The organism is Streptomyces sp. NPDC127129 (genome assembly GCF_042671585.1).
Taxonomy (GTDB): domain Bacteria; phylum Actinomycetota; class Actinomycetes; order Streptomycetales; family Streptomycetaceae; genus Streptomyces.
In genome coordinates this window covers 58,636-79,549 of sequence record NZ_JBHXTV010000003.1, presented here as the reverse complement: position 1 = coordinate 79,549, position 20,914 = coordinate 58,636, and the positions used below count along the sequence as shown (strand labels likewise).

17 protein-coding genes, 1 pseudogene and 1 riboswitch are annotated in these 20,914 nt (G+C 74.2%); of the genes and pseudogenes, 6 read left to right on the top strand and 12 right to left on the bottom strand.

All coding sequences use genetic code 11. The features are described 5' to 3' along the window. Positions 1–23: 23 nt before the first annotated feature. Both ACFVGW_RS06475 and ACFVGW_RS06470 read right to left on the bottom strand, forming a co-directional pair. The gene (locus ACFVGW_RS06475; RefSeq protein WP_385851057.1) at positions 24–599 is read right to left on the bottom strand and encodes a GNAT family N-acetyltransferase; all 576 of its coding nucleotides are present in this window, start codon (positions 597–599) and stop codon (positions 24–26) included. Beyond that, a complete protein-coding gene (locus ACFVGW_RS06470) occupies positions 586–2,700 on the bottom strand; it encodes a penicillin acylase family protein (protein ID WP_385851056.1) in 2,115 nt (704 codons plus the stop codon). Before ACFVGW_RS06470 ends, ACFVGW_RS06475 begins: the two co-directional genes overlap by 14 nt. A gap of 79 nt (positions 2,701–2,779) precedes the next feature. On the opposite strand from ACFVGW_RS06470, the gene ACFVGW_RS06465 reads away from it, so the two are divergent. From ACFVGW_RS06465 to ACFVGW_RS06455, 3 genes are all read left to right on the top strand, one after another. After that, positions 2,780–3,505: a siderophore-interacting protein gene (locus ACFVGW_RS06465; RefSeq protein ID WP_385851055.1), complete on the top strand. Its 726-nt coding sequence runs from the start codon at positions 2,780–2,782 to the stop codon at positions 3,503–3,505. Between the two features lie 299 nt (positions 3,506–3,804). Continuing rightward, the gene (locus ACFVGW_RS06460; protein ID WP_385851054.1) at positions 3,805–4,791 is read left to right on the top strand and encodes an SCO1860 family LAETG-anchored protein; all 987 of its coding nucleotides are present in this window, start codon (positions 3,805–3,807) and stop codon (positions 4,789–4,791) included. A gap of 205 nt (positions 4,792–4,996) precedes the next feature. Further along, positions 4,997–5,434 (top strand): SRPBCC family protein, encoded by a 438-nt coding sequence (locus ACFVGW_RS06455; protein ID WP_385851053.1) that lies wholly within the window; start codon positions 4,997–4,999, stop codon positions 5,432–5,434. A gap of 20 nt (positions 5,435–5,454) precedes the next feature. On the opposite strand, the gene cobC is transcribed toward ACFVGW_RS06455, so the two are convergent. Then, a complete protein-coding gene (gene cobC, locus ACFVGW_RS06450; protein WP_385851052.1) occupies positions 5,455–7,002 on the bottom strand; it encodes an Rv2231c family pyridoxal phosphate-dependent protein CobC in 1,548 nt (515 codons plus the stop codon). Continuing rightward, positions 6,999–8,204 (bottom strand): precorrin-6Y C5,15-methyltransferase (decarboxylating) subunit CbiT, encoded by a 1,206-nt coding sequence (locus ACFVGW_RS06445; protein ID WP_385851051.1) that lies wholly within the window; start codon positions 8,202–8,204, stop codon positions 6,999–7,001. The genes cobC and ACFVGW_RS06445 overlap by 4 nt, the downstream gene beginning before the upstream one ends. A 68-nt stretch (positions 8,205–8,272) precedes the next feature. Here ACFVGW_RS06445 and ACFVGW_RS06440 point away from each other — a divergent pair, with 68 nt between their 5' ends. Continuing rightward, positions 8,273–9,001, top strand: coding sequence for a ZIP family metal transporter (locus ACFVGW_RS06440; protein ID WP_383221035.1), 729 nt, complete (start codon positions 8,273–8,275; stop codon positions 8,999–9,001). Between the two features lie 2 nt (positions 9,002–9,003). Here ACFVGW_RS06440 and ACFVGW_RS06435 read toward each other — a convergent pair whose 3' ends face one another. The 7 genes and pseudogenes from ACFVGW_RS06435 to ACFVGW_RS06405 all read right to left on the bottom strand — a co-directional run bounded on the left by ACFVGW_RS06435 (position 9,004) and on the right by ACFVGW_RS06405 (position 17,330). Next, positions 9,004–10,413 carry a cobyrinate a,c-diamide synthase gene (locus ACFVGW_RS06435; RefSeq protein WP_385851050.1) on the bottom strand — a complete coding sequence of 470 codons (1,410 nt, stop codon included), beginning with the start codon at positions 10,411–10,413 and terminating at the stop codon, positions 9,004–9,006. Then, the gene (cobO, locus tag ACFVGW_RS06430; protein ID WP_383221031.1) at positions 10,407–11,015 is read right to left on the bottom strand and encodes a cob(I)yrinic acid a,c-diamide adenosyltransferase; all 609 of its coding nucleotides are present in this window, start codon (positions 11,013–11,015) and stop codon (positions 10,407–10,409) included. The genes ACFVGW_RS06435 and cobO overlap by 7 nt, the downstream gene beginning before the upstream one ends. Beyond that, positions 11,015–13,039 (bottom strand): putative cobaltochelatase, encoded by a 2,025-nt coding sequence (locus tag ACFVGW_RS06425; RefSeq protein ID WP_385851049.1) that lies wholly within the window; start codon positions 13,037–13,039, stop codon positions 11,015–11,017. The genes cobO and ACFVGW_RS06425 overlap by 1 nt, the downstream gene beginning before the upstream one ends. A 104-nt stretch (positions 13,040–13,143) precedes the next feature. Continuing rightward, the gene (locus tag ACFVGW_RS06420; RefSeq protein ID WP_385851048.1) at positions 13,144–14,652 is read right to left on the bottom strand and encodes a cobyric acid synthase; all 1,509 of its coding nucleotides are present in this window, start codon (positions 14,650–14,652) and stop codon (positions 13,144–13,146) included. Then, a complete protein-coding gene (locus ACFVGW_RS06415) occupies positions 14,649–15,611 on the bottom strand; it encodes a cobalamin biosynthesis protein (protein WP_385851047.1) in 963 nt (320 codons plus the stop codon). The genes ACFVGW_RS06420 and ACFVGW_RS06415 overlap by 4 nt, the downstream gene beginning before the upstream one ends. Before the next feature lie 54 nt (positions 15,612–15,665). Then, a riboswitch (cobalamin riboswitch) is annotated at positions 15,666–15,740 on the bottom strand. Positions 15,741–15,860: 120 nt separating this feature from the next. After that, positions 15,861–16,052: pseudogene (locus ACFVGW_RS06410) on the bottom strand (hypothetical protein); the annotation flags it as partial. 12 nt (positions 16,053–16,064) lie between these two features. Continuing rightward, complete coding sequence (locus ACFVGW_RS06405) at positions 16,065–17,330, bottom strand: anion permease (protein WP_385851046.1); 1,266 nt, start codon at positions 17,328–17,330, stop codon at positions 16,065–16,067. A gap of 387 nt (positions 17,331–17,717) precedes the next feature. Here ACFVGW_RS06405 and ACFVGW_RS06400 point away from each other — a divergent pair, with 387 nt between their 5' ends. Further along, the gene (locus ACFVGW_RS06400) at positions 17,718–18,845 is read left to right on the top strand and encodes an alpha/beta hydrolase (RefSeq protein WP_385851045.1); all 1,128 of its coding nucleotides are present in this window, start codon (positions 17,718–17,720) and stop codon (positions 18,843–18,845) included. 111 nt (positions 18,846–18,956) lie between these two features. Then, complete coding sequence (locus ACFVGW_RS06395) at positions 18,957–20,483, top strand: hypothetical protein (RefSeq protein WP_385851044.1); 1,527 nt, start codon at positions 18,957–18,959, stop codon at positions 20,481–20,483. A 15-nt stretch (positions 20,484–20,498) separates the two neighbouring features. On the opposite strand, the gene ACFVGW_RS06390 is transcribed toward ACFVGW_RS06395, so the two are convergent. Next, positions 20,499–20,900 (bottom strand): VOC family protein, encoded by a 402-nt coding sequence (locus ACFVGW_RS06390; RefSeq protein WP_383228692.1) that lies wholly within the window; start codon positions 20,898–20,900, stop codon positions 20,499–20,501. Positions 20,901–20,914: the final 14 nt, after the last annotated feature.

Sequence of the window (20,914 nt, the reverse complement as noted above, 5' to 3'; positions counted from 1 at the left end):
GACGGCACCGGGCCCGCGACAGGTCAGCGGCTCAGGAACGCGAGGCGTGCCCTCTTCGCCGGGATGAAGACCTCCGGGAGGTCCACCTCCGGCAGCACGACCTCGGGGCCGAGCTCGAAACCGGCCCGCACCAGCCGGGCGAGCGCCTTCTCGTTGTCGGCGTCCGGCTCCGCCACGGCGCGGGTCCTGTCGTTCAGCGCGAACGCGTTCAGGGCGACGAACAGCCGAGCGGAGAAGCCGGGTTCGGGGGTGGCGGCTGGGGCGATCAGGATGTGCACCCCGATGTCGCCCGGCTGCACCTCGTAGCACTCGCTCACGCGGTCGGCCGCGGGGTCGTACGTCTGGAAGAGCGCCACCGGCTCGCCGTCACGCCGCACCAGGAAGCCGTGGTGCGTGGTGAGCGAGTCCAGGTGCGCGTAGATCTCCCGTACCTGGTCGACGGTGGTCCCGGCCATGCCCCAGAACCGGGCGCGGTCCTCGTTGACCCACTCGTGGATGAGTGCGGCGTCGCGGTCGGGGTCGACGGGGTCGATCCGTACGGTGCCGAAGCCCTCGACGGTCTGGAGGTGGACCGGCTGTCTGGAGTCAGTGGTCGTCATGGCGGGGGTGCTCCTTGGTGAGGTGGTTCCAGTCGGTGGTGACGGGGGCGAGTTCGCCCCGCAGCCACAGGGGGAGTTGGTCGCGGTGGTGGGGGTCGCCGGTGACGCCGGAGGCGCCGAACGGCACGGCCCAGAGGCTCCGCTCGCGGTCGGCGAGGTCCCAGACGTAGCGGGCGGCGGACGCGCGGGCGCTGCGGTCGGTGAACCCGGGCACGCTGGACGTGGACAGCACGCAGTCGTGGTCCCCGCCGAGGCCGGGCCAGCTCGCGTCGTCCTCCTCGGGAAGGGCCGCCCACGGGGCGAGCCGGTGCGTGACGCCCCACGCGGGCGGCTCGTCCCCGGCGGCGACCTCCTCCAGGGCCTCCCGGACGATGCCGGCGATGTCGGCGGCCGGTACGGGTCCCGAGACGAGCAGGGTCTCCAGCGCGAACGCGACGCGGGGCCCGAGCGCCAGCCAGGGCTGGAAGACGGCGGGGTGCGCGGCGGGCTCGCGCAGCGCCGCGAAGGCCTGATGGCCGGCGACCCGCCGTACGACGGCCCCGCGCACGGCGGCGTACAGGCCGGCGTCGGTGCTCTCCGCCTCCATCCGCCGGTCCCAGGCGAGCAGCCGTGCCCGGACGGCGCGGGCGCCGGAGGAGAGGCCGTCCTCGCCTCCCGCCAGGACCAGGCCCAGGAGCCGGGCCGCCGAGGGGTTGTCGGTGTCGGTGTGGACGGCGGTCATGCCCTCGGGCGTCCAGGCCGTCGAGGCGGCGAGCAGCGCGTCGATCCGGGCCGCCCGGTGCGGGGGGGAGAACTCCACGCCCAGCGGGGCGGCGATGCCCCGCGCGTTGGCCATGACGGCGTGTCCGTCGACGTCCGCGCGGGGGGTGGCGACGGCCTCGTCCTTCCAGGCGTGGGCGGCCTCCCAGGCGGGCACCACCCGCAGGGAGTTGGCCCGGTCGCGCACCGGGACCCAGCCCGCGACCCGGTGCAGCAGACCGCCGTCCACGTCGGCGGCCTGGACGACGTTGACCGGCTCGGCCCAGCCGTCGACGGCACGGTCCACGTCCGCGACGCTCCTCGCGCCGAGCAGCTCGGGCAGGACGGCGAAGCCCAGTTCACCGGTCACGCGCGGCGGGTAGCGCAGGCTGATCGCCTCCCAGGAGGAGTCACCGCCGGAACCGGCATCCGTGACCGCGTCCGCCGCGCCGCCGTCCGCGCCGATGATCACCGGCCCGCGCTCGGTCTCGACGACCTCGATCCCCACCGGCTCCCCGCCCGCCACCTCGACCGTCTCGCGGTGCGCGGACGCCCGGCGCCAGCCGTCCGGGCCGAGGGCCTCCACCCCGCCGTCGGCGGTCCGCCGCAGCCGCTCGCGGTACAGGTCCTGGTAGTCGGCCATCGCGTTGGTGATCGCCCACGCCACCCGGCCCGTGTGCCCGAAGTGGGCGAGACCCGGGACGCCGGGAACCGCGAGGCCGAGCACGTCGTACTCCGGGCAGGCGAGACGGATCTGCTGGTAGACCCCGGGCGCCTCGATGAAGCGGTGCGGGTCGCCCGCCACGATCGGCGCCCCGCTCGCGGTCCGGGCCCCGGAGACCACCCAACCGTTCGACCCGGACGTGCCGGGACCGTCCGTGGCGAACAGCTCCGTCCACTCCTCACCGAGCCGGCGGGCGACCTCCTCCCGCCACAGCTTGGTGGGGAAGCCCGCGAAGAGGATGTGCGTGGAGAGCCAGACCGCCAGCGGCGTCCACGGCTCCCAGCGCCCGGGCGTGAGCCCCACCCGGGCGAACTGGGGCGCCCGGGCGGCGCCTTCCGGCAGGCCGTCGTTGACGCCGTCCACGTACGCCCGTACCCAACGGGCCGTCTGCGGGTCCAGCGCGTCGAAGCAGCGGCGCGCGGTGTCGGCGAGCGCGGCCTGCCGTACGAAGGTGTCCCAGCCGGTCTCGTCCGCGCCGAGGAACGCGGCGGACGTGCCCTGGGCCCGGTGCCGTTCGACCTCCAGCTGCCAGGCGCGGTCCACCGCCGTCACCCGCCCCTGCGCGAAGACGAGTTCGATCGGATCGGCGGCCCGCAGATGCGGTACGCCCCAATCGTCCCGGTAGACCTCGATGCTCACTCCGACTCCGATCCCGTCCGACGCTGATTAGGTTAGGCTGACCTAAATTAATCTACGCTACGCAGGGGAGACGATCGCGGTGGGGCAAGGGCATGGCTGGGAAGGCGTCGTCCTCAAACTGTTCCGTGGCCGGGACTTCACGTTCACGGTGACCGGGGCCGAGCAGGTCACCGAGCACTACCGCCGGGTCCGTCTGACGGACGGCGGACTCCTCGCCGCCGCCGGGGTGCACCCGACGATGTGGGTGCGGCTCTGGTTCGAGAACGCGGGCAAGCCGCACCAGCGCGCCTACACTCTCGTCGACCCCGACCCGGCCGCCGGGACCTTCAGTCTGGAGTTCGCCCTCCACGACGGCGCCGCGAGCGACTGGGCCCGCACCTGCGCCCCCGGTGACACCATCGAGGCCACCCTCCAGGGCACCGGCTTCACCGCCCCCGAGCCCCGCCCCGGCCGCATGCTCGTGATCGGCGACCCGGCCTCGATGCCGGCCATCAACTCCCTCCTCGACTCGGCGCCCGACGTGCCGGCCACGCTCTGGTTCGAGACCTCCCACGACGCGGACGAGGAGCTTCCGCTGCGCGTCGACGCGGACCGGCACGACGTCCGCCGGGTTCCCCGGCAGGGCGGTGGCGCGACGCTCGTCGAGCAGGTGCGCAAGGAGCTCCCGGAGCTGCTCGGGGACGACCCGTACGTCTGGATCGCCTGTGACACCGCGACCACCCGCACCCTCGCCACGTACGTCCGCAAGGAGCTCGCGCTCCCCAAGGACCGGATCCACTCGCTGGGCTACTGGCGCGCCACGTGACGAGCCCCGCCGATGCGTCGGGTTGACCGTCCGTTACCCCTGACCGGGGCGGATCGTTGAAACACTTCCCGCGCGCCCCGCGTTCTTCGCAACGCGCGGGGCACGCGGGAACGCGTGTGCCGAAAGAATCGAATATGGGCGCGGAAACCCCCCTTTGGAGTGAACTCACGCCAGGTGGCTGTCGGTTCACTCTCCGTGCGTAAAGATTCCGGTGTCTCAAGTCGCCGAGGCCGCGTCGACCCCGTGTCCCCGTGGTGAGCGGCCGGCGACGCCATGTCTCCTGTGGGGGTACCACCATCTTGAACAGCGACACCTTCCGCATGCCCGTACGCCGCACCGCCGCCGCGGCGACCGCCGTCGCGCTGGCCGTCGGGCCCGTGCTCCTCCTGGCCCCCGCGGCGCACGCCACGGGCGGCGGAGAGGGGCGCGCGACCGCCGTCGTCCTGCGGACCGGTCTCGACGTCTCCCTGCTCGACAAGTCGGTCCAGGTGCCGCTGCGCACCACCCTCAACGAGGTCAAGGCGCCGGAGAGCGAGAACAAGACCGCGCTGACGGTGAAGGTCCAGGGGGCCGAGAACAACAAGCCGATCGACGTGCTGCGTGCCGACGTCGCCACCTCGAAGGCCACGGTGGACGAGAACAAGGCGGAGGGATACGTCAACCTGGTCAAGGCCCGGGTCCATGTCCCCGGCGTGCCCCTGCTCTCCCTGATCGAGGTCAAGAAGGTCACCGCCAGGGCGGTCTGCGAGACGGGCAAGCAGCCCGTCGCCGAGGCCGACGTCCTCGGGCACGTGATCGTCTTCGGCAAGAAGACCACCCTGTCGACGGCCGGACAGACCAAGGTCACCGTGCCGGGCATCGGCGACGTGACCCTCGACCTGTCCCGTACCTCCACCACCTCCCGCACCGCCGCGGCGACCGCGCTCGAACTGAAGGTGGAGGTCAACCCGCTGAAGCTGGGCGTCGCCGAGGTCAAGGGTGTGGTGACCCTCGCGGAGGCCACCTGCGAGACGCCGAAGGGCTCGGGTCCGACGGACCCGCCCACCGACAGGCCGACCGAGAAGCCCACGGAGCAGCCGAGCGAGCAGCCCTCGCAGGAGCCCTCCGCCGAGCCCTCCGACGACGGCGGTGTGACGACCCAGAACGACGGCACCAACCCCGCCGACCAGAACCTCGCCGCCACGGGCGGCAGCTCGATGACCCCGTACCTGGCCGGCGGTGCGATCGTCCTGCTGGGCGGCGGCGCGGGAGCGCTCGTCCTGGCCCGCAGCCGCGCCCGCGGCTGACCGGCCCGAAGGCGGGACGCGGAGTGGAACGGAGGGCGGCGACCGCGCCGCCCTCCGTTCCGTCTCCCCGCCGCCCGCCGCCCGCCGCCCGCCGGGAGCGGGCGCATCCGTGGGTGCCGCGTCAGGGGAAGGGGGAACGAAGCGGGAACGAACAGATCCCCTCGGGGGCAGCTCCCCCTCGGGGCCGACGCCGGAGGCTGACGCAGTGATCACGGTCGAACGAAACTTCCTCCTCTCCGTACCTCTGGACAGCCTGGTGGCCTATCTGGAGGACTTCGGCCGGGCGGAGGAATGGGACCCCGGCACGGTCTCCTGCGTCAGGGTCGACGAGGGGCCCGTGCGAGAGGGCTCCGTCTGGCGCAACACCTCGCGCTTCCGCGGACGCCTCACCGAACTCGACTACCGGCTGCAGGCCCGCGAGCCCGCCCGCCTGGTGTTCGTCGGGACGAACAAGACCGTGACCGCGACCGACGAGATGCGCTTCGAGGCCCGGTCGGCGACGACGACCTCGATGACGTACGAGGCGTCCCTGCGGTTCAAAGGCCTGGCGAGGCTGGCGACGCCGTTCCTGAGGGGGGACTTCGAGCGCCTCGCGGACGAGGTCACCCGGCGCCTGCCCGCCGCCGTGACCCAGGGGGCGTAGGGGGCGGCGGGTGCCGTGCCCTAGCCCTCGATCAACAGGGCCTGGTCCAGGGCCTGCAGGAATCTGTTCGTGGTGGCCCGGTCCCGGACCGCGAGCCGGAGCCAGTTCCGGTCCAGGCCCGGGAACGTGTCCCCGCGTCGTGCCGCGAAGCCGAGTGCCCGCAGCCGCTCCCGTACCGCGTCCGCGCGATCGATCCGGACCAGGACGAACGGACCCTCCGCCGCCGTCACCGCCCGCACCTCGTCGAACTCCGCAAGCCCCGCCAGAAGATGGGCCCGCTCGGCCCCGATCCGCTCGGCCGCGAACTCCGCCTCCGCGAGCGCGGCCCGTGACATGCAGGCCTCCGCCGCCACCAGCGCCGGGGTCGACACCGGCCAGAGCGGCTGCGCCCGATCGAGGAGCGCGATCGTCTCCGGGTGCGCCAGGACGTAGCCGATCCGCAGCCCCGCCAGGCCCCAGGTCTTCGTGAGACTCCGCAGCACCACGAGACCCGGCACGTCCGTCCGCCCGGCCAGCGACTCCCGCTCGCCCGGCACCGCGTCCATGAACGCCTCGTCCACCACCAGCGTCCGTCCCGGCCGCGCCAGAGCCGCGATCGCCGCCGCCGGATGGAGGACGGACGTCGGGTTCGTCGGATTCCCGATCACCACCAGGTCCGCGTCCTCCGGAACCGCCGCCGGATCGAGCCGGAACCCGTCCTCCTCCCGCAGCAGTACCCGGCCCACCTCGTGGCCCGCGTCGCGCAGGGCCGCCTCGGGCTCGGTGAACTGCGGATGCACCACCACCGGCCGCCGCGTCGGCAGCGCCCGCGCGAGCAGCACGAACGCCTCCGCCGCCCCGGCCGTGAGCAGCACATGGCCGGGCGGCAGATCGTGGCGCTCGGCGACCGCGGCGCGCGCGGCCCGGCCGTCCGGGTAGTGCGCCAGGCCGGTCAGACTGTCGGCGATCCGCGCCCGCAGCCACTCCGGGGGCGTGTTCGTCCGGACGTTGACCGCGAGGTCGATCAGCTTCTCGTCCCGTACCTCTGCGTCACCGTGGTGGCGCAGATCGTGGGCATCAGTGTGCGCGTGGGTATCCATGGCCGCCGTCGGGTGATGAGTGGGGGGTGTACGGGGCTCCGTCTGACCAGCGATGTACCCCTGTCTCTGGGGCAACAACCGTACGGCAGAGGCATCTTCGTTCGGACGAACGGGGAGGGACCGGGCGATAGCGCACGTCACGCGCGCCGATTTCCGCTTCGGTACGAGGAGTGCGGCACCGGCGCCCGCCGCGAGCAGCGCCGCCGCCTCCGCCACCGACGCCGTTCCGGTCGCCGACAGCGGCGCCCGCGAGGGGTGCGGCACGGAGACGGCGGCCAGTTCCTCCGCCCCGTACGCCCGCAGCGGCACCCCGAGCCGCCCGGCCGCGCCCGCGATCCCCGGCTCCGCCGCACGTGCCTCCAGCGTCGCGAGCGCCGTCACGTCCGAACCCGTGAGACCGGCCTCCCGCAGCGCCTCCGTGACCAGGCAGACGACCTCGTCCACCGAGACCCCCGAGCGGGCGCCGACCCCTACCGTCGCCCCGCTCACCGCGTCCCCCACACCAGGAACACCGGCGCCGTCGGCGCCATCGCCGAGGACCCGTCCGGCAGCGCGAGCAGACGCTGCGACTGCAGCAGCACGCCTTCGACCGCCAGACCGCAGGACGCCAGTGCCGAGCGGACCGCCCCCACCTGCTCCAGGGCCGTCACCGCCACCACGACCGAGCGCCGCGCCCGGCGCCCCGCCGCCAGCACGATCGACCTCAGCTCGCGCCCACCGCCGCCGACGAACACCCCGTCGGGATCGGCCAGATGGGACAGCACCGTGGGTGCCGACCCGTGCACGGCCCGCACCTCCACGCCGTGCGCGGCCGTGTTCGCCCGGATCCGCTCGACACCGGACGCCGTCTGTTCCACGGCGACCGCCGCCGCGCCGAGCCGGGCACACTCGATCGCCACCGCGCCGCAGGCCGTGCCGATGTCCCAGACCAGGTCCCCGGCCCGCGGCCCGAGCCGGGCGAGCGCCAGCGCGCGCGCCTCGTACGGCAGTACGGAACGGCCTTCCGCAGCGTCCGCACCGTCCGCCCCGGCCCCGCCGTCCGCAGCGGACCGGGTCCCGAACTCCCCGTCGGGCAGCGCCCATCGGCCCGGACCCGTGAGCGGGCCGGTCACCGCGGGAGCCGGCCCCTCCTGCCGTGACTCGTCCAGACACAGGACCAGGCTCACGCCCTCCCAGCTCCGGCACATCGCCTCCGCGGGCTCGACCCGCTCGAAACGCTCCCGGAAGGGATCGCCCAGCGCGGTGAACACCACCAGCGTCCTCGACGCCACCCGGTGCACCAGCTCCCCGCCCAGTTCGGCAGGCCCCACGCCGGGCCCGGGCAGCACGGCGACCTTCGGATGCGCACGGCAGACGTTCACCGCGCGGTCGAGCGCCGTGCCCTCCACCACGAGGGCGTCGTCCCACGGCAGCCCCAGCCGGGCGAACGCGAGCCCGACGGCCGTGGGCCCGGGCCGTACATCGATCCCCTCGGTCCCGAAGCGCTGCTCCAGCGTCCGCACCACCCCGAAGAACCCGGGGTCCCCGAGCACCCGCACGATCACCCGTGTCCCGCCCTCGGACACGTGCTTCTCGACCAGGTCGAGGTCCGTGTCCGTCAACTCGTCGCTCCGCACGTCCACCACCAGGGCCGCCTCGCCCGCCCAGGAGCCCAGGTCCGCGCCCGCACCGCTGCCGATCACCGTGATCATGCGACCAGCATCCCCACGACGGCGCCGCTGATGTGCGCGGAGCGTGTCCGATCGGATAGCAAAGGCGCATGGCCGTTATCGTCGCGCTCGGCGCGTTCCTCATGACGCTGTTCGGCGGCTGGACGGCGCAGCGCGTCACCGACCGGCGTCACCTGGTCCTCGGCCTGGCCGGCGGGCTCATGCTCGGCGTGGTCGGACTCGACCTCCTGCCCGAGGCCCTGGAGGCCTCCGGGACCAAGGTCTTCGGTGTGCCGCAGGCCCTGCTCCTCTTCGTGGGCGGGTTCCTCTTCGCCCATGTCGTGGAACGGCTGCTGGCGGTCCGTCAGGCGGCGCACGGCGTCGGGGCCGACGAGCGGGTGCCGCAGGTGGGTCTCACCGCGGCCGCCGCCATGGTGGTCCACAGCCTCATGGACGGCATCGCGCTGGGCGCCGCCTTCCAGGTCGGCGGAGGCATGGGCGCCACCGTCGCGCTCGCCGTCATCACCCACGACTTCGCCGACGGGTTCAACACGTACACGATCACCAGCCTGTACGGGAACGCCCGTCGCAAGGCGGTCATGATGCTGGTCGCGGACGCGCTCGCGCCGATCGTCGGCGCCGCGTCGACTCTGCTGTTCACCCTTCCGGAGGAAATGCTCGGCAGCTATCTCGGGTTCTTCGGCGGCGCCCTGCTCTACCTCGCCGCGGCCGAGATCCTGCCCGAGGCACACCACGAGCACCCCGCCCGCTCCACCCTGTTGTGCACGGTGGCGGGCGTGGGCTTCATCTGGCTCGTGGTGGGCCTGTCCGGCGGCTGATCTCACGCCACCGGCCCGTTCGCGCAGTGCTCGACGAACCGCACGGCTGCCTCCGGAGCCCCCGCCCAGTGGGTGTGCACGTAACTCGCGTGCACCCCCTGCTGGACGAACCCCTCGACCCGCCGCTCGGGCTGCCGCAGTCCCCAGGCCGCGTCCGCCCCGGCGCCCGGCTCGATCACGGTCCGGTGGAACTCGTGGCCCCGCATCCGCGCCCCCGCGGCGGCGAGCGGACTGTCGCTGACGGCCACGGCGTCCCGGTACCCGAGCGTGAGCCGCTCCGACATCCGCGCTTCGGCGTCGAGCACCCCACACATCGGCGTCCCGTCGAGCGAACGGGCGAGGTACAGCAGCCCGGCGCACTCGGCGGCAATGGGCGCCCCGGAGGCGGCCAGTTCGGCGACGGCCTTCCGCAGAGGCGCGTTGGCGGACAGCTCGGCCCCGTACATCTCGGGGAAGCCGCCGCCTATGACGAGCCCGGAGGTCCCGGCCGGAAGCCCTTCGTCCCGAAGCGGATCGAAGGTCACGACCTCCGCGCCGGCGGCGGTGAGCAGCTCGCCGTGCTCGGCATAGGAGAACGTGAACGCGGCGCCCCCGGCGACGGCGACCACGGGCCTCGCGGGCACGGGTCCGGCCGGACCGGTGGGGTGCACCGTCCCGCTCCCGGCCCGCATCCGAACGGCGTCCACGGCGTCCACGGCGTCCCAGGCAGCTCCGGGCAACGGCGGCGCCGACCGCGCAAGGGCCAGCAACGCGTCCATGTCGCACCCTGCAAGCACCTGTTCCGCCTGCGCAGCAACCGCCTCTACCGCGGCTGCTTGCCGCTCGGCGACCGGCACGAGACCCAGATGCCGCGACGGCGTCGCCACCGCGGGCGCCCGCCGCAGCACGCCGAGCACCGGCACCCCCGACCCGCCAAGAGCTTCCCGCAGCAGATGCTCGTGACGGTCCGTGGCCACCTTGTTCAGGATGACGCCGCCGATCCGCACCTCCGGATCCCACGAGGCGAACCCGTGCACCAGCGCCGCCACCGACCGGGACTGCGACGAGGCGTCCACGACGAGGACGACCGGCGCCTTCAGCAGCTTCGCGACCTGCGCCGTCGACGCCAGCTCACCCTGGTCCGCGGCGCCGTCGTACAGGCCCATGACGCCCTCGACGACCGCCAGGTCGCAGCCGCGCGCCCCGTGCTCGAAGAGCGGCGCGACCAGCCCCGTACCGCACATGTATGCGTCGAGGTTGCGGCCCGGCCGGCCCGTCGCGAGCGCGTGGTACCCCGGGTCGATGTAGTCGGGACCGACCTTGTGCGGCGAGACCGCGAGGCCACGGCCCGCGAACGCGGCCATCAGACCGGTCGCGACCGTGGTCTTGCCGGCGCCGGAGGACGGCGCGGCGATGACGAGACGTGCTACCACTCGATGCCCCGCTGGCCCTTCTGACCCGCGTCCATCGGGTGCTTCACCTTCGACATGTCCGTCACGAGATCCGCGAAGTCCAGGAGCTCCTGCGGCGCGTTGCGGCCCGTGATCACGACGTGCTGCTGCCCGGGGCGGTCGCGGAGCACCTCGACCACCTCGGCGGTGTCGATCCAGCCCCAGTGGAGCAGGTACGCGAACTCGTCGAGGACGTAGAACTTGTACTTCTCCTCCGCGAGGTCGCGCTTGACCTGCTCCCAGCCCTCGCGGGCCTTGTCCTCGTGCGACTGCTCGCCCTCGGCGACCTCGCGCTGGATCCAGGACCAGCCCTCGCCCATCTTGTTCCAGACGACCGTGCCGCCCTTGCCGGTCTCACCGAGCGCCTTGAGGGCGTTCTCCTCGCCGACCTTCCACTTGGCGGACTTGACGAACTGGAACACCCCGATCGGCCACCCCTGGTTCCAGGCGCGCAGCGCCATGCCGAAGGCGGCGGTCGACTTCCCCTTGCCGACACCGGTGTGGACCATCACCAGCGCGCGGTTGCGGCGCTGACGGGTCGTGAGACCGTCGTCGGGAACGACGGTCGGCTGTCCCTGCGGCATTAAGCGGCCCTCCTCGTTGCGTGCTCTGCCTGTACGTTCCTGACGAGCCCGGCGATCGAGTCGGCGCGCAGCTCGTCCAGGGTGACGGCCGTGCCGCCCAGTTCGCGGGCGAGGTCCCCGGCGAGCCCCAGCCGTACGGGACCGGTCTCGCAGTCCACGACGACGGCCGCCGTGCCCTCGGAGGCGTGCAGCCGCGCCGCCCGCGCGGCGAGCGCCACCGGGTCGGCGCCGCCGCCGGTCGCCCGGCCGTCGGTCACGACGACGAGCAGGGGCCGGCGCGAGGGGTCGCGCAGCCGCTCGACGCGCAGCACGTCGTGGGCCTTGAGCAGCCCCGCCGACAGCGGCGTGCGGCCGCCCGTCGGGAGCTGTTCGAGCCGGGCCGCGGCCGCGTCCACGGACGAGGTCGGCGGCAGGGCGACCTCGGCGTCGCGGCCCCGGAAGGTGACCAGGCCGACCTTGTCGCGTCGCTGGTACGCGTCGAGCAGGAGCGAGAGCACCGCTCCCTTCACGGCGCTCATCCGCTGCCGGGCCGCCATCGAGCCGGAGGCGTCCACCGCGAAGAGGACGAGGTTGCCCTCGCGGCCCTCGCGGGTCGCCTGCCGCAGATCGTCCCGGCGGACCACGAGCCCGGGGCCGGTCCGCCCGCGAGCCTTCTGGTGCGGGGCGGCGGCGTGCACGGTCGCGGCCAGGTGCAGCTTGGTCAGCGCGCCCCGGGGCCGTACGGCGCCCGTCGTCCTGCCGTGCTCGGTACGGGCCCGGGAGCGGCGCCCGGCCGCGCCCTCGCCGAGTCCGGGCACGCTGAGCATCTTCGTACGGAACGGCTCGGCGGCCTTGACGGCGGAGCGCTCACCGGCGCCGCCCCCGCCCGGAGGGGGCGCCGGGGCCTCGTCCGCACCCGCGTCACGGGGGGCACTCTCCTCGGGCCCTTCGCCCTGGGGCGGCACGCCGCCGCCGGGGCCGCCGCCCGGTCCGCCGTCGGGACCGGGGTCCGGGTCGTCGTCGCCCTCGTCCTCGCCCTTGAACTGCTCCAGCGTCTCGTCGAGCCTGTCCTCGTCCAGCCCCGGCGCGTCGAAGGGGTTCCGCCGCCTGCGGTGCGGGAGGGCGAGCAGCGCCGCCTGCCGTACGTCGTCGGAGGTGACCTCCGTCCGGCCCGCCCACGCGGCGAGCGCGGTCGCCGTCCGGGCCATCACGATGTCCGCGCGCATGCCGTCCACCTCGAACGCGGCGCAGGTCGCGGCGATCTGGAGCAGGGCGGCGTCGCCGAGCACGACGTCGGACAGCAGCGCGCGGGCGGCGACGATCCGCTCCCGCAGGGCGCTCTCCTCGCCCTCCCAGCGGCCGGCGAAGGCGGCCGGGTCGTCGTCGTACGCCAGCCTCCGCCGGACGACCTCCACGCGCTGCTCGGGCTCGCGGGAGGCCGCGACCTCGACGGTCAGCCCGAACCGGTCCAGCAACTGCGGTCGCAGCTCGCCCTCTTCGGGGTTCATCGTGCCGACGAGCAGGAAGCGGGCCGCGTGCCGCACGGAGACGCCTTCGCGCTCGACGTACGAGGAGCCCATGGCGGCGGCGTCGAGGAGAAGGTCGATCAGGTGGTCGTGGAGGAGGTTGACCTCGTCGACGTACAGGATCCCGCGGTGCGCGTCCGCGAGCAGCCCGGGCTCGAAGGCCTTCACGCCCTCGGAGAGGGCCCGTTCGATGTCCAGTGCGCCGACGAGCCGGTCCTCGGAGGCACCGACGGGCAGTTCGACCATCCGGGCGGGGCGCGCGGCGGCCGGAGCGGTCTCGTGCGGCCCGTCGGGGCAGCCGGGGTCGGGCGCACCGGGGTCGCAGCTGAACCGGCACCCCGCGACCACCGGAACCTCGGGCAGCAGGTCGGCGAGGGCCCGGACGGCGGTCGACTTGGCGGTCCCCTTCTCGCCACGCACGAGGACACCGCCCACGGCCGGACTGACGGCGTTCAGCAGCAGCGCCAGCCGCAGGTCGTCCATGCCGACGACGGCGGTGAACGGGTACCGGGTGCTCATCGGGTGGTCCTCTCTTCGCGTTCGGTTCGCGGACGGGGGCGCGGGCGCGCGGGTGGGACGAGGCGCACCGGCGGGGGGGAGGTGCACCGGCGGGGGGAGGGGCGTCACGGCGCCCCCGGCGGCACGAACGGCAGCCCCGCCGGAGCCCCGTTCTCGATCAGGCGCAGCAGCGCGTCGGTGTCCGCGTGCTCCTCGATCAGGTCGCCGAGGCGGTCCAGCTGCTCCTCGCGCAGCGCCCCGAAGGAGGTGTCGGGAGCCGGCACGAAGCGCCGGCCGGCCGCCGCCGCGACCTCTCGCAGGAACGCCCGGCGGAAGCCGTCGCTCTCCAGGGAGCCGTGCCAGTGCGTGCCCCACACCGCGCCGACCCGGCACCCGTCCAGAAACGGATCGCCGCCCAGCACCTCCGCGACACCGTGGTGGATCTCGTACCCCTCGACCCGCTCGCCGAGCGCCTCGCCGACCGGACGGGCCAGCGTCTTCCCGGCCGCGAACCGGACCCGTACGGGCAGCAGTCCGAGCCCGTCGACCGTGCCCGCCTTCGACTCGACCTCGTCCTCGATCCGCTCGCCGAGCACCTGGAAGCCGCCGCAGATGCCGAGCACCGGCCGGCCCTCCGCGGCCCGCCGTGCGAGCGCGTCCGCGAGACCGCGCTCGCGCAGCCACGCCAGCGCCTTGACCGTCCCCCGGGTGCCCGGCACGACCACCAGGTCCGCGTCGACGAGCTCCTCGGCCCGGTCCACGAACCGCACGACCACGCCCGGTTCGGCCGCCAGCGCGTCCACGTCGGTGAAGTTCGACATCAGGGGCACCGCGCAGACGGCGACCCGCAGGACGTCCTCGCCGGCCGGCGGCGCGACGACCGACTCGCGGACGGCGCCGCGCAGCGAGACGCGGAGCCCGTCCTCCTCGTCGATGCCGAGCCCGTGCGCGTAGGGCAGGACGCCGTACGTGCGGCGCCCGGTCAGCCCGAGCAGCATGTCGAGGCCCGGCTCCAACAGGGTCACGTCACCGCGGAACTTGTTCACGAGGTAACCCGCGACCAGCTCCTGGTCCTCGGGCGCGAGGAGCGCCGTCGTGCCGAAGAACTGCGCGAACACCCCGCCCCTGTCGATGTCCCCGACCACGAGGACCGGCAGCCGCGCGGCCCGCGCGATGCCCATGTTCACGATGTCCGTACGCCGCAGGTTGATCTCGGCCGGACTGCCCGCCCCCTCGCAGATCACGGCGTCATACGTGCCCCGCAGCTCCTCCAGGCACGCCAGGACGGGCTCGAACAGTTCCTTCTGACGCCCTCCGTGGTAGCCCCTGGCGCTCAGCTCGCCCACCGGCCTGCCCATCAGGACGACCTGGCTGGAGCGGTCGCTGCCCGGCTTCAGGAGCACCGGGTTCATCAGCGCGGTCGGCTCCACACGGGCGGCCTGCGCCTGCATCGCCTGGGCACGGCCGATCTCCGCGCCCTCCCGGGTCACGAAGGAGTTCAGGGACATGTTCTGGCCCTTGAACGGGGCGACCTTCACGCCCTGCCGGACCAGCCAGCGGCAGATGCCCGCCGTGACGACGCTCTTGCCCGCGTCGGACGTGGTCCCGGCGACCAGCAGCCCCCCGCCTCTCATGCCGTCCTCCGCTTCAGCGCGCCCGCCACGATCCGCCCGCCCACACAGGCGGCGAGGGTCAGCCCCGTCACCCGGCGCGACAGCCGTACCGCCCGTTCGATGTCCCCGACCTCCACGGCCCGTCCCTCCCCGTTGAGTACGGGCCGGTGCTCGACCCGGCCCCCGTACGACAGCGTCCCGCCGAGCCGCACGCCGAGCGCCCCCGCGAACGAGGCCTCCACCGGGCCGGCGTTGGGGCTCGGGTGCTTCGCCGCGTCCGCCCGCCAGGCGCGCAGCGCCCCGCGCGGGTTCCCCCCGGCCACCGTCGCGAGCGCGGCGGTCAGCCGGGCGCCCGGCCAGCCGGCCACGTCGTCGAGCCGCGCCGAGGCCCAGCCGAAGCGCCGGTACCGGGCCGACCGGTGGCCGACCATCGCGTCCAGGGTGTTCACCGCGCGGAAGCCGACCAGGCCCGGAACGCCCGCGACCGCGCCCCAGACCAGCGCGCCGACCACGGCGTCGGAGGTGTTCTCGGCGACGGACTCCACGACCGCGCGGGCCATCGCCGGACCGTCCAGGGAGTGCGGATCGCGTCCGCACAGATGGGGCAGCCGCTCACGGGCCACGTCCAGGTCCCCGGCGGCGAGCGCCCCGCCGATCGCGCGGGCCTCCCGGCCCAGGGTCGTCCCGCCGACGACGGCCCACACGGAGGCGGCGGTCAGCGCGACGGAGGCCGCGGGACGGTGGCGTACGGTACGGGCGGCCAGCGCGGCGGCGCCCGCGGCGCCGGCGACGCAGACGGCGGTGTGCAGCGCCCCCCACCCGCGGTGGTCGCGCCAGAACAGCTTCTCGGCCGCGCCCGCGGCACGTCCGAAGGCGGCGACCGGATGGCCGCGGCGGGGGTCGCCGACGATCAGGTCCGCGGCCAGACCGGCGGCGGCGCCGTACGCGAATACACCTGTGGCTGCACTGCGGCCGGGCATGGCGCTGTGTCCTCACTCAGGGTCCGCGCCCTGGCTCGACGTGACCGGCGGCGAGAGTTCCTGGCTCCCGGGGATCGACCCCCCGGTCACAGTGGCGGGACCGCGCCGGATTCGCACCGGGCTTCCTCTGCTTGCCGCCGTAATGGCCCCGGAAGTCCACCACGCTCCGCGAACACCCGTCAACTCACGTTTGACCTGCGGCGGGACAGTGTGCGGAGCACCACACGACCCCGCCGTCCCCGGGGAAACGACGGCCGCCGCGCACAGGGCGAAGCAGGCGTACGCGCCGGTGCGCGCCAGGGCGGCGGAGCCGCCCTGGGCGGCGGCCTGCTCCTGCTTGGAGAGGCCGACGATGCCGAGGGTGAACAGGCCCACCAGGGCCACGGTCGCCACGAGGCTGACTCCGAAGACGGAGCCGAGAGCTGCCCAGTCGATCTTCATGTCTGTCGTTCCTTACACCGCGGCCGGGGCCGCGGGGGCTGCCGGGTCCGTGGGGGCCGGCGAGGGGATGGTGGTCTTGAGGTCCTCGTCCGCGGCGGCGGCGTAGGCACCGGCGGTGGCGGGCGGGGTGACGGCCGCGATGGCGGTGGTCACGACGCCGGCGGGCTCGCCGTCGATCTCGTCGGCGGTCACGTTGTTGTGGTCCACCGGCTTGCGGCGCGACAGCGCCCAGATGACCGCCGAGCCGGCCACCAGGAGGACCGCGACGGCGGCGACGCCCCAGGGACCCTGCTTGGTGAGGAACTCGGCGCCGGCGCCGACCAGACCCGCGGCGGGCAGGGTCAGACCCCAGGCGACGAACATCCGGGTCGCGGTCGACCAGCGGACGACACCGCCCTTGCGGCCGAGGCCCGCGCCCATCACGGCGCCGGAGCAGGACTGCGTGGTGGAGAGGGAGAAGCCCAGGTTGGACGAGGCCAGGATGACCGTGGCGGCGCTGGTCTGGGCGGCGAAGCCCTGCTGCGGCTGGAGGTCGGTGAGGCCCTTGCCCATGGTGCGGATGATGCGCCAGCCGCCGAGGTAGGTGCCGAGCGCGATCGCGACACCGGCGGAGACGACGACCCACATCGGGGGGTTGGAGCCGGGGGCGAGGACGCCGCCGGTGACCAGCGCGAGGGTGATGACACCCATCGTCTTCTGCGCGTCGTTGGTGCCGTGCGCGAGGGAGACGAGACCGGCGGAGGCGATCTGACCGGCCCGGTAGCCCTTGGCCGTGGCCTTCGTCTCCGACTTGGAGCCGATCTTGTACGTCAGCTTGGTGGCCGCCATCGCGGCGAGACCGGCGACGAGCGGCGCGGCGATCGCGGGGATGAGGACCTTGCTGACCACGGTCGAGCCGTTGACGGCCGACCAGCCGGCGGACATGACGGCCGCGCCGATGAGTCCGCCGAAGAGGGCGTGGGAGGAGCTGGAGGGCAGACCCAGGAGCCAGGTCAGCAGATTCCAGAGGATGGCGCCGACGAGCGCCGCGAAGATCACTTCGGTACGAATGCCCTGTTCGTTGATGATCCCGCCGGAGATCGTCTTGGCGACCTCGACGGACAGGAACGCGCCGACCAGGTTGAGCACGGCGGACATGGCCACCGCCGTCTTGGGCTTGAGGGCACCGGTCGAGATGGTCGTCGCCATCGCGTTGGCGGTGTCGTGGAAACCGTTCGTGAAATCGAACACGAGAGCTGTCACGACCACAATCGCGAGCAGCAGCGTGATGTGTTCCATTTACCCAGGCAATCGTTTGACGTCAGTGGCTGGACGAACGTAGGCAACCTGAGTGAACGGAAGGTGAACTGGGTCGGGCGGTGTGGTGACTCGAATCGGGGTCCGGACATTCCGCTTACGGTTCGGGTGGACGGCCTGTCCACGATGTGAGCAGGGTGCGACCCCGGGTAATCCGTGCCATCAACGGACATGGAGGACTCCCGCCGCTTCCTCCCCGACCGCCCGTGTCAGCCCGTGGACGCTCCAGGAGCCGTGTCAGCCGACCGAGGGACCCCCGGACGAGACCCATGTCACTCCCCGGAGGTAGCGGCCGGGCGCGAACGGGGGCCGGACCACGGGCGGCTCCGTCCGGTGGCAGCCCCGGCCGGAGGTGTCGACACTGGGACCGTGCGCCCGGCTACAGCGACGGCAGCGGCCGTCACCACTCTGATCGGTGTCGGCGCGGCCGCGATCGCGGCCGGCCGGTACGCCGGCGACGTCGCCCTCAAGGCCGCGTCCGGCCGGCCCCTGCCCGGCGACCCCCGGCTCACCGTGCACGCCACAGGTCCCGACCGGGTCACCCTCACCCGCAGCCTCGCCTCGCTGCGCCCCGGTACGTACGGGATCGAGGGCGCCGGCGTCCACGCGGTCGTGGGCCCCGCCCTCGACCGGGTGCCGCACACCGCGGACACCGTCGTACGCCGCCTGGAACGCGTCGAGCTCGGCGACCTGGAGCCCGGCGCCCGGGTCCGCCTCACCCCCGAGCTGCACGGCGGCACCCCGCACAGCTCCCTCGGCATCATCTACGAGGACGTGGAGATCCCCGGCGAACTCGGCCCCCTGCCCGCCTGGCTCGTCCCCGGCCCGCGCTCCACCTGGGTCATCGCCCTGCACGGCATCGGCACCACCCGACGGCACCCCCTCAACCTCGTGCCCTTCCTCACCCGGCGGCAGATCCCCGTCCTCTGCCTCTCCTACCGCGGCGACGAGGGAGCGCCCCCGTCGCCCGACGGCCTCGGCCACCTCGGTGACACCGAGTGGCGCGACGTCGACGCCGCCGTCCGCTACGCCGTCCGCAGGGGGGCCGAGCACGTCGTCCTGCACGGCTGGGGGCCCGGCGCCACGATGGCCCTGCACGCCGCCGCCGACTCCGGCGTACGGGACGTGATCCGCGGCCTCGTCCTGGACTCCCCGGTCCTCGACCGGGAGGCCACCCTGCGCAACCTCGCCGCGGCCCGCCGCGTGCCCGGCCCGCTGCTGCCGCTCGCCGTGCACGCCGCACAGGGCAGGGCAGGGCTGCACGACGACCGCGTCCGGGAGGCCGCCGACCCGGCCGCCCTGCGCGTGCCGACCCTGGTCTTCCACGGCCCCGACGACACGATCGCCCCCTGGGAGCGGTCCCTCGAACTGGCCGCCCGGCGACCGGAACTGGTCACCCTGAACACCGTCCGCGGGGCCCCGCACGCGGCGATGTGGAACGCCGACCCGGTCCGGTACGAAGAGGCCCTGCGACGGTTCGTCACGCCTCTCCTCTAGGCCCCGGCGCACCCCTTCGCCAGGGCCTCGGCCCGGAACGTGCGGCCGGTGTTCCGGCGGGCCCTCCGATTCCGATTGGGCTTTCGGGCCGCCAACGGGAAGACTGCCCCCGTGACGTCTCGAAAGCCCGATGAGCAATTGGCGCGCAACTCCAGACTCCGACTCGTCCGTCCGCGGGCACTCGCCACCGCCCGGCGTGCCGTGACGACCCGGCGGACCCGCCCGGCCCCCCGGCCGCCGGAGGGCACTCCGCCCCGCGCGGAACTCGCCCGCCAGGCGCGGACCGTCCTCGCCGACGCCGTCCGGATCGCCCGCTGGGTCACCCTCGACGGCGGTGACCGGACCGCGGCGGCATCCGGTCCCCGGTCCCTCCGCGCGACGGGCGCCCCGACCGCCTCCGCGACGGGCGCCGCGAACCCCCGGGCCTCCGTGGCCGCGCCCGACGGCGTCCCCGCCCCGGAACGGGCCGCCGCCGCACTGGACCTGACACCCGGCCAGATCAGGGCCGGGTGGGACCGGGCCCGGCTCGCCGGCCTCGTCGAACTCCACGGCGACACCGCCCGCCCCGGCTGGCGGCTGCACGCCTGGGACCGCGACGACTCCGCCGTGCTGCGCGGCTGGGTCGCCCTGTTCGACGCCTGGTCCCTGGTCCACCCCGCCCCGGCGGACGTCGCGCCCGGCGCCGTGGCCGAGGTCGTCGAAGCCGTCCCCCAGGTGCTCTCGCTCCTTCAGCTCTCGGCCGGCCCCGTGGCGGTCCCCGCCCTCCTCGACCTGCTCCGGCAGCGGGTGGAGGAGCTGCGCGAGGAGCGCTGCGAGGTGCCCGTCGAGGGCGCGGACATCCCGTCCGGCACCGCTCCCGACGCCGCGTCAGGTGCCGCCTCCGCCGCCGCCCTCGCCGGGCCCGTGGGGCTCGACGCCCTGCTCGACTGGGCCCTGGAAGGGCTCGCCGCCGTCGGCGCCCTGACCCTCGGCGAGGGGTCCGACGGCCGCCAGGCCACACTGACCCCGCTCGGCAACTGGGCGGTGTGGGTCAAGCTGGAGCAGATCTGCGTCGCCGCCCAGAGCCCCGCCGGAAACATCGAGCAGTCCGCCGAGGACATGCTCCGCGGCTGCGCGAGCCTCACCCCTGGTCCGGCCCGCGACGAGTACCGCGCCTGGCTCGCCGCCCGCACGCTCAGCAGCGCCGTCTCGGAGCTGCTCGCCGTCGCCCGCGGCGAGGACGCCCTGCTGCGCGGACTGGCCTTCGAGGCGCTCCGTGTCGTCGGCGCCCCCGCCGAGGCCGAGGTCAGGGCGGCCGCCGAGGAGGCCTCGCTCCGTCCGTACGCCCTGCTGTGGATCGCCGAGTACGAGGGTGCCGACCCCGACGACGCCCCTGAGGTGCTCACCCGGGAGGAAGCCACCTGGCTCTGGGTGGACACCGCCGCCGCCGTCGCCGACCACGGGGAGAGCACGCTTCTGGTGCGCCACCTCGACTCCGCCGTCCAGGGCACGGTCCCGGCGCTCCTCGACGCGGTCCGCGCCGTCGGTCACCCCCGTACGGTCCAGGTCCTCGTGGCCCTCGCCGCGGCCCACCCCGACCCCGCCCTCGCCAAGGCGGTCCGCCGGGCGGCCTTCATGGTCCACACCGGGGGAGCCTGACCGCCCCGCCGGCTCTCAGCCGGTGGCCCCCGGCAGATAGGTGCCGAAGCTCCACACGTTGCCCTCGCCGTCGCGCGCGATGTAGTCCCGCGAGCCGTAGTCCTGGTCCGTCGGCGGCATCACGATGTCGACACCGTGGGCCACCGACCGGGCGTGGTGTTCGTCCACGTCGTCCACGTGGACGTACACCCCGCTGGGTCCGGAGCCCTCGACCAGCTTGTCGAACTCGCTGCCGGTGCCCTTGCTGCCGAGCATCACCATGCCGTTGCCGTACGACAGCTCGGCGTGCACGACCTTGCCGTCCTCACCCTCGTACACCGCGGTGCGGGTGAAGCCGAACGCCTCGGTGAGCTGCCGGATCGCGGCGTGCGCGTCGTGGTAGGTCAGGGTCGGACAGATGTGGGGTGCCTCAGCCATCCCGATCACTCCTT

What these genes read in the sequence shown, in the direction of transcription:
- ACFVGW_RS06475 (WP_385851057.1), bottom strand. Translation starts at nt 599, where the DNA reads ATGACGACCACTGACTCCAGACAGCCGGTCCACCTCCAGACCGTCGAG.
- ACFVGW_RS06445 (WP_385851051.1), bottom strand. Translation starts at nt 8,204, where the DNA reads ATGATCACGGTGATCGGCAGCGGTGCGGGCGCGGACCTGGGCTCCTGG.
- ACFVGW_RS06440 (WP_383221035.1), top strand. Translation starts at nt 8,273, where the DNA reads ATGGCCGTTATCGTCGCGCTCGGCGCGTTCCTCATGACGCTGTTCGGC.
- cobO (WP_383221031.1), bottom strand. Translation starts at nt 11,015, where the DNA reads ATGCCGCAGGGACAGCCGACCGTCGTTCCCGACGACGGTCTCACGACC.
- ACFVGW_RS06425 (WP_385851049.1), bottom strand. Translation starts at nt 13,039, where the DNA reads ATGAGCACCCGGTACCCGTTCACCGCCGTCGTCGGCATGGACGACCTG.
- ACFVGW_RS06420 (WP_385851048.1), bottom strand. Translation starts at nt 14,652, where the DNA reads ATGAGAGGCGGGGGGCTGCTGGTCGCCGGGACCACGTCCGACGCGGGC.
- ACFVGW_RS06415 (WP_385851047.1), bottom strand. Translation starts at nt 15,611, where the DNA reads ATGCCCGGCCGCAGTGCAGCCACAGGTGTATTCGCGTACGGCGCCGCC.
- ACFVGW_RS06405 (WP_385851046.1), bottom strand. Translation starts at nt 17,330, where the DNA reads ATGGAACACATCACGCTGCTGCTCGCGATTGTGGTCGTGACAGCTCTC.
- ACFVGW_RS06390 (WP_383228692.1), bottom strand. Translation starts at nt 20,900, where the DNA reads ATGGCTGAGGCACCCCACATCTGTCCGACCCTGACCTACCACGACGCG.